The sequence below is a fragment of the Paenibacillus sanguinis 2301083 = DSM 16941 genome (assembly GCF_000374825.1).
Taxonomy (GTDB): Bacteria; Bacillota; Bacilli; order Paenibacillales; family Paenibacillaceae; genus Fontibacillus; species Fontibacillus sanguinis.
This window is the reverse complement of record NZ_KB895380.1, coordinates 86631-100674: the sequence shown is the minus strand read 5'-3', so window position 1 is coordinate 100674 and position 14044 is coordinate 86631. Positions and strand designations below refer to the sequence as shown.

The window sequence follows — 14044 nt, the reverse complement described above, 5'->3', positions numbered from 1 at the left end:
TGTAGTACGCCGTTCCTCGCGCCTTATTTTTCTTCCTCAGACTCGTTCTCGAAGGCCCCCTTGCGATATTGCAGTGGAGAGGTGCCGGTAGCACGCTTGAACGCGGTGCTGAAATAATGCTGTGTTTCGTATCCTACCTGCTCGGAGATTTGAGCAATGGTTAGCAGGGTGGATGTGAGCAGACGACTGGCCCGGCGAAGCCGGATTTGTGTGAGATAGCTGCCGAAGGTTGTGCCAAGCTCTTGCTTGATCATCCGGCTCAAATAAGCGGGCGAGGCCTGCAAATCCTGGGCCATGGCTTCCAAGGTAAGCTGACGGTCGGCATAATGCTCCAGGATATATTGCTTGGCTCTTCGTACCAGAGGGGAGATCACGACCTCCTTCATCACGATGGCCTTGCTGGCCCGATAGACAGACGGGAGCTCCAATACGCTGCGGGTGCCTTCCGCAAAATGAACCTCCGCGGCAATCTTCAGATGCGTCCGTATCGAGGCTTCAATGCGGTGGAAGTCCTTCTCGGCCTCCAAGTCCCAGAGCAGGATGACCAGCAGCCCGAACGGATCGTGGAACATGACCTTGGGATAGGGCGCGAGCCACTCGCTCACGATATTCTCTACTGCAAACCAGTATAGCTGGCGTTCATCTTCCTTCAGAGCGGCGGGAGAGCCGCCCGGTTCAGGCAGACGAATGACTCCTAGCCAGTCGGGACTGACTTCCGGCAGCTTCAGGAACTGCAATTGCTCCAAAATTTCCGCTTCCGTCAATCCGCCTTCCATCCATTCCTGGCAGAACCGTTCTCGCAGCAGAGGATAGCTTCGCGAGATTTGGCGGGATGTGGTCTTCCAATGCTGCTGCTTCGCGGCTTCTTCCTCCAGTTCGCTGCGAACCTGTCGCAGGACCTTCTCTAGCTGAGCCGGATTGGCTGGCTTCAGAATATAATCCTTCACCTGCAAACGGATGGCCTTCTGGGCATAGGTGAACTCATCATGTCCGGTAATAATGATGAGCTTGGCTTCCGGCAGCTTCTCGCGCACCTGCTTCATCAGCTCAATACCGTTCATAATCGGCATATTCAGATCGACCAACAGAATGTGCACCCTGTGACGCAGGGCTAATTCGAGCGCTTCCTCGCCATCCTCGGCCTCCGCGACGACCTTCATTCCCAACAGCTCCCAATTGACGCTCTCCCGAATACCTTCCCGGATAATCAGTTCATCATCAGCAATCAGCACCTTCCAGCGGAAATCACTCATGCTCCATTCCTCTCTTCCATACTTGGTTCTCCCGAATCATCGGGTGCAGGACAGTCACGGTTGTTCCTTGATCCACTTCGCTCTGGACCGTTATTCCGTATTTGCTGCCAAAGGTCAAGGCCATGCGCGCCTGGACATTCATCATGCCGTAGCCTTGCTGATCCTCACCTGTACTATCCAGAGACGTCGCTATTTTCTCCGGCCCTTCGACACGGACGGCAGCGGCTGCTTGCAGTTTTCTCTGCAGGAGGGCGAGCTTATCCGGAGGAATCCCTTTACCATCATCCCGAATGGTCATCACCAGTATGCCGTCTTCCTCGACGGCTTCCACCGTGATATGTCCGGGTCCGCGACGCTCCTTGATTCCATGATAAATGGCGTTCTCTACAATCGGCTGAAGGATCAGCTTGAGCACGTGAACATCTTGAATCTTCGGATCGATACTTAGCGTATAATCCAGCTTATTCTGATAGCGAACATGCTGAATTTGCAAATAGCTCCGGATATGCTCAATTTCATCGTTTAACGGGATAATATCATTCCCTTTGCTAAGTCCGATCCGGAACAGCCTGGAGAGCGATTCCGCCATTTCGGCGATATCCTCAGCCCCACGGCGGCGAGCCATCCAATGAATGGTGTCGAGCGTATTATAGAGAAAATGCGGCTTGATATGAGCTTGCAGGCTGCGCAGCTCGGCTTCTCGCTTCTGCCGCTCCTGCAATTCCGTCAAGGAGAGCAGGCGATGAATTTGCAGCAGCATCGCATTGAACTGGCGGCCCAGCAAGCCGACCTCATCGGTACGATCACTCCAATGGCGAATCGTCAAGTCACCGGACTGAGCTTTCTGCATGAAGGAGGCTAACTGTCCAATGGGCCTTGAGATAGAATGGGCCAGGTAAAAGGAAGCCGTCATCCCTAGCAGGCAAACGATAAAGACGAAGCTGACGACGTAGAAGCGGATTTCCCGCATCTCGGCTGTCGATTCCGCCATGGGAAAGATACCGACCGTGGTCCAGTCAGGGAACGTGGCGTGCCGATAAACGAATTGGAAGTCACGGCCGCCGATACGCTCTGAATAAGTTCCCGCTCCCGAAGGGTCAAGATGCTCTAGCGGGATTTGCTCAATATAGGGGTCGGGCGGAGCATAGATTAATTCACCCTCGCCGTCTACCACGGTTAAATATCCCGTTTTGCCCAGGCGTACGTCCTGGGCTGTCTCCGCAATGACGCGCAGCTTGAGGTCGATGAGAATGACGCCCTTGACCTGCTGGGTGTCGGGATCAAGGATGGCCCGCACAGCCGATACGACCTCGTTATCCTGATAATTGACATGTGTGGTGACATTGCGGTTATGGGGATGACCAATAATTTTAAAAATCCCCTTGTTTCGGATAGCCTCCGCATACCAGCTTTCCCGCGTCAAGCTTTCTTCGGTGCGTGCATACATTTCATTGCTGATATACTGGCCCTGGCGGTTCACGATCAGAATACCGGCTACCTCGGAATGCAGGGTCGTGAAGCCTTGCAGAAATTTGCGGATTTCGTAGTATTCGTTGCCCGCCTTCAGCAGCTGCTCGGGAATATTTGTATCGCTGACAGCCAGACGAGATGGCAAACTTGCCGCGATGCTGGCTCGCTCCTCTGCGGTTGTCGTCAGAATACCGCTGTCAGAGGTGCTCGGCTGGGCTTCAAGAAACCGCTGTACCTCGGGATTAAACGAGATAAAATAAGTCATGTTCTGCAAATTCTCCACATAGGTCTCCAGAGAATGGTTCACCTTGCTGATCAGCTGCAGGGTGGTGTCCGTAATTTGCCGCTCGATAATGCGATTCACCGTCCAGTTGGTTAGCAGGCCTAGCCCGATGGAGGGAAGGATACTGATTAGCAGAAAGTGGACGATCAGCTTATAGCGAATGGGCAAGTTATTTAGCAGAAAACGGCGGAGCTCCCAGGGCTGTTTCATTCGTCTATTTCGCATAATAATCATTCACATTCTGCCGGGTGACGACGGTAATGCCGGTATCTACCTGCTGCGGCACGGGCAAAGAACCCGGATTCCAGGCTTCGTTCATACCATGATTTAGCGAGAACAGAAATTGCATGGCCCAGTACCCCATATTCCAGGTGCCTTGAGCCATGGTAGCATCAATGTCGCCGCTCTTGACAAGGTCCAGTGTCCCCTTATCTGTATCAAAGCTGACAATTCTAGGTCCTGCTACAGAGGGGCTATATTCGCGTACGGCCTCCGCCACGCCGATGCCCCCGTTAGCCTCTGTGGTGAAGATGCCTGCTACATCGGGGAAGGACTGCAGAATCTCTTCTGCGGCCTGGCGGGAGAAGAGCGGGTCGCCCTTGCCATTTTTGATCACCACTACACTTTGCTCAGGAAATTCGGCTGCGATGGTGTCAACAAAGCCTTGCGTCCGATCTAAATGGTTTTGTTGATCCGGGACGGTGATGATGGCGAGCTTGCCTCTTCCGCCGGTAAGCTCGGCCATCTTGCCCGCCGCCCGGGCCCCTGCCGCGTAGTTATTGGTGCCGAGGAAGGAGAACGCCCGGCTTCCGGGGGCATCCGAGTCGAAGAGAACGACCGGAATGCCAGCCTCTACAGCCTTATTAATCGTGGCTGTCAGCTCGGCGGCGTGCATGGCGGAGATGGCGATACCGGCCGGTTTTTTAGCAATGACCTGCTCCAGAACAGTTCGCTGCTCATGGACATCGCGCTGGGTTGCTCCGCGATATTCAACGGATACGTTCAACGCTTGAGCCGCATCCTCAAAGCCCTTCAGGCCACTCTTCCAATAGTCGATGCCCATTTGAAAGGTGACCATGACGTATTTTTCGTCCATACTGCCCCGTAAGCCGCCGGCATTTCGTTGATCACTAATTTGGCTTTGCGCGCGGTAATTCAGCACATAGAAGGCAAAGCAGGCGATCAGCAGCAAATAGATGATCCAGATTTTCCGCATATGAAACCCCTTTCATAAATGCGTAAATGATAGACTTTCGCCATCATCATACTATGATTCACAGGGGAATTTCATTAATTTTTTACTTTCTTTCAGAAAGCTTTAAGTTTCTCCAGAATCCCTACGACCCTCCGCTCTATACATCCCTGTTGGCAAGCACTGATTTTTAGTTTGAGCCTTTAAAAGAGTCTGGATTTATCGGGAAATTCGCTTATACTCGTTAGGCGTCACACCTACCATGCGTTTGAACAGCTTGTTAAAATACGCAGGATCGGGGTAACCCACCTTGCTCCCAATCTCATGAACCTTGAGGCTACAGCCTGACCGCAATAAATGCTTGGCCTGGTTGATGCGGACCTCGATTAGATAATCGGTAATGGTCATGCCGGTTTCGGCCTTGAATAGCTTGCTCAGATAGGTGGGGGTGAGGAATACCAATCCGGCGAGATGTCCCAGTTCGGCGGGTTGATCATAGTGCTCGGCAATCCAGCGTTTAACGGTTTCAACGGACTTCCCAGCCTGCTCCAGACGAGCGCTGCGAATTACTCCCAATAGGTCGATGAATCCGGCGATAAACATCGTTTGCATTTCATCAAAAAAGAGGGAGGCGCTCAGCGCTTCTTCCAACTCTTTGGCCAATGAAGGTCCGCTATACTGATGCCATTCCTGAAGCTCGGCCGCAGCCGAGTCCAGAACCATGCGGCATAGAAGAACGATGCCCTTCTGTGGCAGTTTGGGTTCCCGGGATAGGGAGAACAGGCGCTGCAAGCAAGCCTCGATTTGTGAAAGCTCCAATATTTGCAGCTTCTGAATAAGCTCCTCCCGGCCTTGGGCGAAGATGGCCCCAGCCTGGGCTTCCTCCTGGCCTACTGCATTTTGGCCCATTGCTTCATATGGCTGATAGCTCCAGCTCGTCGCTTCGTAGATACCTAGCTCGCAGGCATGCAATGCTTCATGATAGGCTTGACCCAGCAGGGCGGTCTCCTGGTAGCCCGGGCTTGTTCCGATCAGAAGTCTGTTCACGGGCAACCAGCTTTGCAGCCGATAAGCGATATTGTGCAACTCCTTGTGCTCAGGTATATTTTCGGCGTACCCAATAAGTGCGAATATTGGATCCCCAATCTCCACCAGGTCCCAGAAGGGGAATGAAGGGCATGTTAGCAGCTCCAGCTTATCCCGCAATAGCTGTACCGAGGCCCCCTTCAGAGCAAACACGACGAAATAAGGCAATGGCAGCGTTAGCTCCGGCAACTTCGAGCACAGGTCCGGCGCATTCTTAAGAAAGGATAGCAGCAGCCCTTGCCGCAGCCGCTGAGCCTGATGGTGCTTTGTCTCCTTCTCTTCCTCCAGCTTGTGCAGTAAGGTGAATAACTGATTTTTGTTAATGGGCTTTAATAAGTAATCTACGGCTGAATAACGCAGCGCTTGTCTGGCATATTCAAAATCCGTAAACCCGCTTATCAGCATACAGCGGATATCAGGATACAATGCCTTGACTTGCTTAATCAGTTCGAGACCGTCCACCACGGGCATGCGGATATCGGTAATGATGGCATCGACGGTGATATTTTGAAGATGCAAACGGTCCAGCAGGTCTTGCCCATTTGCAAATAATCCAGTGACGACAAACCGTTCGCTTTCTTTGCTGACGATTCTTCCCAAGCCCTCTCGAATAGAGGCCTCATCATCCACAATAGCGATATGCAGCAAGCGCCTTCTCCTCCTTTCTATTAGCCGTCCAAGCTGAATTATATGTATATAGCTTAATATAGCGTTACATGTTCAGGAAGTCGTCTCCTCAGACCATTCTGTGATAAAATCAGCAATCCGCAGGGTTACTGTTGTGCCTTCGCCGGGTCGGCTGCTAACCACAAGCTGGGAACGGGGGCCGTAATGAAGGCGGATGCGTTCGTGAACATTGCGCAGTCCAATCCCGAATTTATCCGTCTTGCCGTCTCTAAGGCTGCGATGCAGAGCTTCTAACCGCTCCGCCGTCATTCCGATGCCATCATCATGGATGGTAAAGATCGCGTCCTTATACTCTCGCCGGGCGCGAATGGTGATGGTTCCCGACTCTTCCCGCTTCTCCAGGCCATGGAAGACGGCGTTCTCCACGATGGGCTGGAACACAAGCTTAATGATCGGCAAGGGAGCGAAGTCGACAGGAATATCAAACCTGAAGTTGAATTTACCCGGGAATCGAATCTGCAGCAGCAGTAAATAATTGCGAACATGGTCGATCTCCTGTCCGATGGTGGAACGTTCGTCGGCGCTGCGAGTGATGCTGTACCTCAGCAGGAGGCCGAGCAGATAGGTCAAGTCAGCGACCTGATCATCATCATTTAATTCGGCCAGCATGCGGATCGATTCCAGCGTGTTGTAGATAAAATGCGGATTGATCTGGTTTTGCAAAGCCAGCATATCCGCCTGCTGTTTGCTTTTTTCCGTTTCAGCCACCTCTTCAAGCAACTCCCTGATACGGGAGATCATTCGGTTAAAATGACTGCCCAGCAGCCCGATTTCATCATTGTATTTCACTTGAACAGCCACATCGAGCTTGCCGCGCTGTACTTGCTTCATTAACTGCACGGTAGCCTTCAGCGGCTTAGTTAGCGCGTAAGACAAAATTATGGACACCAGCAGGCCCAGCAAAATAATCGACAACGACGTAATCATCAGCTTGTCGCGGTTCTGCTTCATCGGAGCCAGCAGCTCGGTCGACGGAATGTAGACAAGCGTCTTCCAGCCGGTCTGCACGGATGAGGTGTACACAGCGATGTAGGGCACACCGTCGATGTCCAGCTCAAAGCTGCCGCGTTCTCCGGTTGCTCCGGCAAGCCAGGGGCTTGCACTCAAATCGCCTACCCACCTGGAGGGGGCGCTGCTATACACGACATCGCCCTCCTCGTCGATAATCAGGGCTTCTCCATGGGTGACCGTTCCCAAGGGGGCGACAATATCCTCAAACAGTCTGCTGTCGACATCAATGGCAATCATGCCGATATGGCTCAGTGTGCTAGTGGACTGGATCGAGCGGACGACCGTAAATACCTCGCGCTCTTCCGTATCGTTTGCCCGAATAAGATGAGTACCTGACAGCACCGGAGCGGAGCCGGATTGATCGATCATGCTCTTCCATTCGGCAATGCGCATGTCCGGGTACAATACGTTGATGCCGGACCGGCGATAGTAGAACACGGTATCGTACCGATCCACCAGATAGGTGGACAGAATCTCTTCCTTGGTATTGTTCACGTACATTAGAAACATATCGAGCGTCGTAGTTTTATCCCAATCGGTTCCTTGCTGATCCAGGTACTTCTGGACGTCCTTATTATACAGCGGAAGCAGGGTGTAGCGTTTCAAGTCGGCAATATATCGGTCTACCTTATCCATGGCATTGTCTGTCATCAGGTTGGCGGCATCCTTGGTGCTGCCCAGCACCAGCTCAAAGCTGGATCGATAGGAGCTATAGCTGAAATAAGTAATCGGCAAAGAAAGCAGGAAGACGAAAATAATGACCAGCTTCTTCTGCATAGACAGGTTGGCAAAGAGCAGCCAGGATTTTCGCCAAAGCTTCATTTTACCGCACCGCTGGTGACGCCCTCAAAGATATACTTTTGCAAGAAGAAATAAAGGATGACGGTAGGCAGCAGGATCAACAGAATAGCAGCGCTGATCAAATTCCAATCCGCGACGTTAACTCCCTGGAAGCGCATGAGTACCGTAGTCACCACGCCTAGGCTTTGCTTGGGCATATAGAGATAAGGTGTGTACATATCGTTATAAATACTGATCGTTTTCAAAATAATCAGGGTTGCTGTTGCCGGTGTTAGCAATGGGAAAATGATTGAACGGTAAATCCGAAACAGCGATGCGCCCTCTACCATCGCGTTCTCGTCGAGATCAACGGGAATGTTGCGAATGAATTGCAGATACAAAATGATCTGAATGACATCGGCTCCAATATACAAAATGATGGGCGCGCCTAAAGTATTGTACAGTCCCAGCGACTTAATGACGCCGAAGGTAGCTACCTGTGTGGTGATGCTGGGAATGACCGTGGCGAACAAATAGAGGGCGAATACCGCCTTTTTTAGCTTGAAAGAAAACCGTCCCAGTACGTAAGCCACCATGGTCCCGAATAAAATATTGAATACGAGCGAGACGCATATGATGATCAAGGTATTGCCAAATCCACTCAGCAGACCACCTCGCTCGAACACGATGCGGAAGTTCTCGAAGTTAAAGAAGCTTTCTGGTAATGCCATAGTGCTGGAGGTATTGAATTCTTCGCTGGATTTAAACGAGTTAACAATGACCACGTAAGGAGGGAAGAGCACGACGAAAACGCCGATGAGCAATGTCAGATATTTCAGACCATCTACCAGTGAAAGCTTGCGAATGTTCATTTACTATTCCCTCCCCGGCTAAGCACGAATTGTTGCAGACCCACTACGGCAATGACGAATAGGAGTAAGATAATGCTCATGGCCGAGGCCAGACCATAATGGTTATAGGCAAAGGCGGTGTCGATGACCCGTTGTACATAGGTTTGGCTCGCTCCGGCGGGTCCGCCCTTGGTCAACACGAACGGAAGATCGAAGACCTCCAGCGCCCCCGTCACGGTCAGGAACAAATTCAATTGAATGACCGGCTTCATATTCGGCAAGGTGATTCGCCAGAAGATTTGTGGTCCACTTGCTCCATCGATGCGGGCCGCTTCGTAGATGTCCCTGGGAATAGCTTGCAGTGCCGCGATATAAATAACCATATTATAGCCCATGAACCGCCATAAGCCGGTAGAGGCCAGCGAATAGTTGACAAGCCCGGCTGTTCCGAGCCAGCTGGTTTCGCCTAGCTTGTTGAGGCCCAGGCTTTGCAGAAATAGATTCAGCGAGCCTTGCGTGGTATCAAATACATAGCCAAACATAAACGCAACTGCGACTGCATTCATGATGTAGGGCAGGAACAGCAGAAGCCGAAAGCCATTGCGTCCGCGCAGGCGTCCGTTCAGAATGACCGCAAAGTAGATAGCGATTATATTTTGCAGAATACCCATGACGAAATAAGCAAAATTATGGGTGAATACCCCGAAGATGTCCGGATTGGAGAACACCTCTCTGTAATTGGCCAAGCCAACCCAAGGCTTCTCTGGACTATATCCATCCCAGTCGGTGAAGCTGAACATAACCAGCTTTGCAGCGGGATAATAAGTAAATAGCAGGAGCAAGCTGACTGGCACCAGCAGGAATGAAAGGATGATTAAGTTTTTTTGCGTCTTGTAGGACAGGGTTCCAAACATGAGCTTCCCTCTTTTCTATAGGCTGATCAAGGCGGATTGGCAATACTGAGCTGGAAGACAAAATGGATTATCGGCAAGGGCGATAACCCATTTTGTCCCTTTGCTGCTACTAGGGTGATGCGGTATCCTTAGCGTTCAGACTCGCCCTAATAGCCCAACTCGCCCTAATAGCCCAACTCGCCCTTAGCCTTGGCCCAGGCTTTGTTCCATTTATCCAGCACGGCTTGTGGGTCCTTGGCCAGTACGAACTCCTGCGCAATCGCGGGGAGATCGATTTGAGCCTTATTGCGAATTTCGATCACCTTCGGATCATCCGGCATCCCCTCCTGAAGGTCTACCCCAGTAGCCTGAAATTCAGCTAATTGAGCCAGCTTGGATTCGCGGCCCTCAAGCGGAGAGATGAACCCGGCAAAGTCCTCATACCCCGAGTCCTCCAGCATCCATTTCAGGAAGGCCTTTGTGGCATCCAGATTCTTGCTGTCCTTGTTGACGGCATAGAAGAAGTCGGGGTTGAAGGCGGCCCGGACATCGCCCGAATTATCGAACGGAAGCGGGAAGAAGCCGATATTATCCGATTCTGCACCTACACCAATGACCTGATTAATCACCCAGTTGCCGAGAAAATACATGGCCATTTTGCCATTCGCCAGATCCTTCTTCGACTGCTCCCAGTTGGTAGAGTTGATATCCTTTTCCAGGTAGTCCTTATCGGCTAGCTCTCTGAGCAGCGACATGGCTTTTCCGTAGCCATTATCCATGGTAAATGGAGTGTCGGTATTAATGATTTCGTTAGAAAAATTCTTGTTATTTTCAATGACCCGTGGCATATCATATACCCAACTCCCGAGAGGCCATTTATCCTTGAAGTTGGAGGATAACGGGATGACGCCGTTTTGCTTCAGCTTCTCACAAGCCGCCAGGAATTCATCCCAAGTCTTCGGAAGCTCTGTAATGCCTGCATCCGCAAAGGCCTGCTTGTTGTAAACGATGCCCGAGGTGGAATTACCCGTCGTAATGCCGTACAGTTTACCTTCGTGAGCTTTAAAGTCCTTGAAGGTAATCTCTGCGCTTAGGCCAAGGTCGTCCAGTGGTGCAAAATACTTGGGCAAATCGGAGTTAGGTATGTCCGGAACAAACATCAGATCAGGCAGCTCGCCGCTAGCCATGCGTACTTTCGCTTGCTGGTTGTAATCGGTTTGGCTGGCCTCGAATTCAATTTGGATATCAGGGTACACCTCGTTAAACCGCTTGACGTATTCGTCATATTCCTTGCCGATCATATCTGTCCTGTTCGTCAGGAACGTGACCTTTCCACTCAGCTTGCCTGCGGCATCCCCGCCTGAATCCTGCCCGGTAGCGTTACTATTTCCGCTAGCCTTGCCGTTGTTAGGAGCAGCTTCATTATTGCCAGTGCTATTGCTTCCTCCGCCGCAGCCTGCCAGCACGGCAGTTAGTACAAAACTGCAAACCAACGCAATCACAGCCTTCTTTTTCAACCGTGTCACCCCTTGTCATAAATATATGTTAGCGCTTACATATATAGTCTATCGTCTTCACCTGCACATGGAAATGGACTGAATTGTCATTTATTGTCTTGCCTTGCCTTCTTTACAAGTTATGTTGAATTTGTTTTCTAAAAAGTAATAACAGAATTATAACAAAAACTAACGTATGTGTTCTATAATGATCATATCTTAAGCACAGAGATGGAGGATCTATGAGCAACCATTGTTATTTGCTGACTGATTGGAGATTTAGAGCATCTGATGAAACCCAATGGAACCCCGCCCAAGTACCTGGCACAGTACATACTGATTTGCTGCGAAATGGGCTGATTCCTGATCCGTTCTATGGAACTCATGAACACGATTTGCAGTGGATTGACAAGAAGGAATGGGAATATGAAACGACGTTTGAATTTGATCCTGTCTGGTCTGCGTTGCCGCGGGTCGAGCTGGTATTTGATGGCCTAGATACGTATGCCGATGTTTCAGTCAATGGCGTACATGTATTATCCGCCGACAACATGTTCCGTGCGTGGCGTGTGGAGATTAAGCCGCTGCTGCAACCGGGAGCGAATACACTGCAAGTGCGCTTCCGCTCCCCGATTCAGGAGGATCTGCCCAAGCTGGAGCGGCTGGGGTACGCTCTTCCGGCATCCAATGACCAATCCGAGCTAGGGGGCCTGGGTGAACGGCGAGTCAGTATCTTTGCCCGCAAAGCACCGTATCATTACGGCTGGGATTGGGGACCGCGCTTTGTCACCAGCGGGATCTGGCGTGATGCCCGCATTGAGGCCTGGGAAGGCCCGGTTATCCGCGACTTTCATATTCGTCAGGACAGCGTAGATGCGTCTTTGGCAGATTTTACAGCCGTGCTGGAAGTAGAAGCCGAGGAACATTGGGAGGGAATGCTGCGGTTAACTGCAGGCAGCTTGGCCTGGGAGCGTAAGGTTGTCCTTGCTGCGGGAACGCAGGAGGTGACACTCCGTGCAGCCATCGAGCAGCCTGAATTATGGTGGTGCCGGGGGCTGGGCAAGCAAGCAATGTATCGTTTCCAGGCGGAATTGCTTGGTCCGGATCACACTGTTGCTGCCACCGCCAAGGTTAAGACAGGGCTGCGTACAATCAAGCTCGTTCGGGAGAAGGATGAAGCCGGGGCCTCCTTCTATTTTGAGCTGAACGGTGTCCCCGTCTTCGCTAAGGGGGCCAATCATATTCCGAATGATAGCTTCATTACCGAGGTGACCGCCGAACGCTATCGCCACGAAATTGCTTCAGCCGCCGAAAGTGGTATGAATATGCTGCGAGTATGGGGCGGTGGATTTTATGAAGAAGACATCTTTTATGATCTTTGTGATGAGTATGGTCTGCTGGTGTGGCAGGACTTTATGTTCGCATGCAGCATGTATCCGGGAGATGAGGCGTTCCTGGACAGCATTGCCCAGGAGGCGGAGTACAATATTAAGCGGCTGCGTCGCCACCCGTCCCTAGCCTTGTGGTGCGGCAATAATGAGATTGATTCGGCTTGGGCTCATTATATTGAAGATGTCGGCTGGGGCTGGAAGCAAGACTATACACAGGAGCAGCGGGAGCAGCTTTGGTCGGATTATGAAGCGGTATTCCACAAGCTATTGCCGGAGGCCGTAGAGCGGCTGGCAGATGGAGTTGATTATTGGCCTTCGTCGCCACTGCGCCGGTTGACGGGGGACAGCGATCAGCATGCCTATCAGCCTTCAGGAGAAGGGGATGTCCATTACTGGGGAGTATGGCATTCGGTTGAGCCGTTCTCCAACTACGATAAACGGGTCGGACGGTTCATGAGTGAATACGGCTTCCAATCCTTCCCGGAGCTGGATAGCGTGCTGAAATATGCACCCGAAAGTGAATTGGCCCTGGAATCGAAAATAATGCTGGCCCATCAGAAGAATATGAGGGGCAACCAGTTAATCAAGGAATATATGGATTTGTATTTGCCCTCGCCCAAGGACTTCAAGGCCTTTTTATACATGAGTCAGGTGCTTCAGGCAGAGGCGATCCGGACGGCAATCGAAGCTCACCGGCGTAATAAGCCTTATTGCATGGGCAGCTTATACTGGCAAATAAATGACTGCTGGCCGGTAGCCTCCTGGGCAAGCATAGATTATTACGGGCGTTGGAAGGCGCTGCAATATACCGTGCGCCGCAGCTATCGCGAGGTCATCCTGGCTATTCATGAGCCCGAAAACGGACCGCTCACGGTTCAAGTGGTGTCCGATCTTCGCGAGCCTTTACAAGCAACGCTTCGGCTATCACTCTACGATATACGCGGCGGATTGCTGAAGGAGGAAACGGTGGATGCAGCCATCGCGGCTGATTCCGTCACGGAGGTGTTGGCTTTGAACCGTGAAGTATGGCTGGCAGGCTGTGATCCCTATCAGGTCGTGCTGCACTCCGTATTAGAAGTAGCCGGGCTCGTTCTGGACAGCAAGCCATACTATTTCGTCACGGCCAAGGAGCAGCCGGTTTACCCGGCTTCCATCTCTGTGCGGGAGGAACCGGGCAGCGGAGGCAGCCGTTATACGTTATCCAGCGATGTGCTGGCACGCCAGGTCTGGCTGTCCGCTGAAGAGGAAGGCATTTTCTCAGACAACTATTTTGATCTGATTCCTGGCGTACCCGCGACCGTCGAATTCCGGCGGCGTGGTGGAACAGATAGCCGGGAAGCTTTTGTGACAGGGTCTCCTGGGAAGCTGATTGTGCGTTCCATGGCTGACTTCATTTAGAAGCGGGGTGAACAATTGCCGGATGAGCCGGTTAGTAGCTGCAACAGCGAGGGTAAGCTCATATCGGTTGTCGGGAGGTCCTTATTTGCTCAGCACATTCTAAAGATTGTCTGAACACCGGTTGCGTTGACTTGACGAGACCCGGTACGCCTGAACTCGCTCTAAATGGACTCTGAATTTTACCGTGCTATAATAAACAAATAGAAAATCGAGAAGTTTGTAAACACGGGAATTCAGAGAAATGAGATGGGGA

At 51.6% G+C, this 14044-nt stretch carries 9 protein-coding genes; 1 reads left to right on the top strand and 8 read right to left on the bottom strand.

Annotated elements, in window-relative coordinates:
• Positions 1 to 23: 23 nt before the first annotated feature.
• The 8 genes from C557_RS0109845 to C557_RS0109810 all read right to left on the bottom strand — a co-directional run bounded on the left by C557_RS0109845 (position 24) and on the right by C557_RS0109810 (position 11023).
• A complete protein-coding gene (locus C557_RS0109845; protein ID WP_018751696.1) occupies positions 24 to 1253 on the bottom strand; it encodes a response regulator in 1230 nt (409 codons plus the stop codon).
• The gene (locus C557_RS0109840) at positions 1246 to 3216 is read right to left on the bottom strand and encodes a cache domain-containing sensor histidine kinase (protein WP_240472944.1); all 1971 of its coding nucleotides are present in this window, start codon (positions 3214 to 3216) and stop codon (positions 1246 to 1248) included. Before C557_RS0109840 ends, C557_RS0109845 begins: the two co-directional genes overlap by 8 nt.
• A gap of 4 nt (positions 3217 to 3220) precedes the next feature.
• Complete coding sequence (locus C557_RS0109835; RefSeq protein WP_018751694.1) at positions 3221 to 4222, bottom strand: substrate-binding domain-containing protein; 1002 nt, start codon at positions 4220 to 4222, stop codon at positions 3221 to 3223.
• A gap of 195 nt (positions 4223 to 4417) precedes the next feature.
• Positions 4418 to 5932 (bottom strand): response regulator transcription factor, encoded by a 1515-nt coding sequence (locus tag C557_RS0109830; protein ID WP_018751693.1) that lies wholly within the window; start codon positions 5930 to 5932, stop codon positions 4418 to 4420.
• A gap of 72 nt (positions 5933 to 6004) precedes the next feature.
• Entirely contained in the window at positions 6005 to 7804 is a 1800-nt protein-coding gene (locus C557_RS0109825; RefSeq protein WP_018751692.1) for a cache domain-containing sensor histidine kinase, read from the bottom strand.
• Positions 7801 to 8634 carry a carbohydrate ABC transporter permease gene (locus C557_RS0109820; protein ID WP_018751691.1) on the bottom strand — a complete coding sequence of 278 codons (834 nt, stop codon included), beginning with the start codon at positions 8632 to 8634 and terminating at the stop codon, positions 7801 to 7803. Before C557_RS0109820 ends, C557_RS0109825 begins: the two co-directional genes overlap by 4 nt.
• Entirely contained in the window at positions 8631 to 9527 is an 897-nt protein-coding gene (locus tag C557_RS0109815; protein WP_018751690.1) for a carbohydrate ABC transporter permease, read from the bottom strand. Before C557_RS0109815 ends, C557_RS0109820 begins: the two co-directional genes overlap by 4 nt.
• A gap of 164 nt (positions 9528 to 9691) precedes the next feature.
• Entirely contained in the window at positions 9692 to 11023 is a 1332-nt protein-coding gene (locus C557_RS0109810; RefSeq protein WP_018751689.1) for an ABC transporter substrate-binding protein, read from the bottom strand.
• Positions 11024 to 11244: 221 nt separating this feature from the next.
• On the opposite strand from C557_RS0109810, the gene C557_RS0109805 reads away from it, so the two are divergent.
• On the top strand, positions 11245 to 13791 hold the full coding sequence (locus C557_RS0109805) for a beta-mannosidase (protein WP_018751688.1): 2547 nt from the start codon (positions 11245 to 11247) through the stop codon (positions 13789 to 13791).
• Positions 13792 to 14044 lie beyond the last annotated feature (253 nt).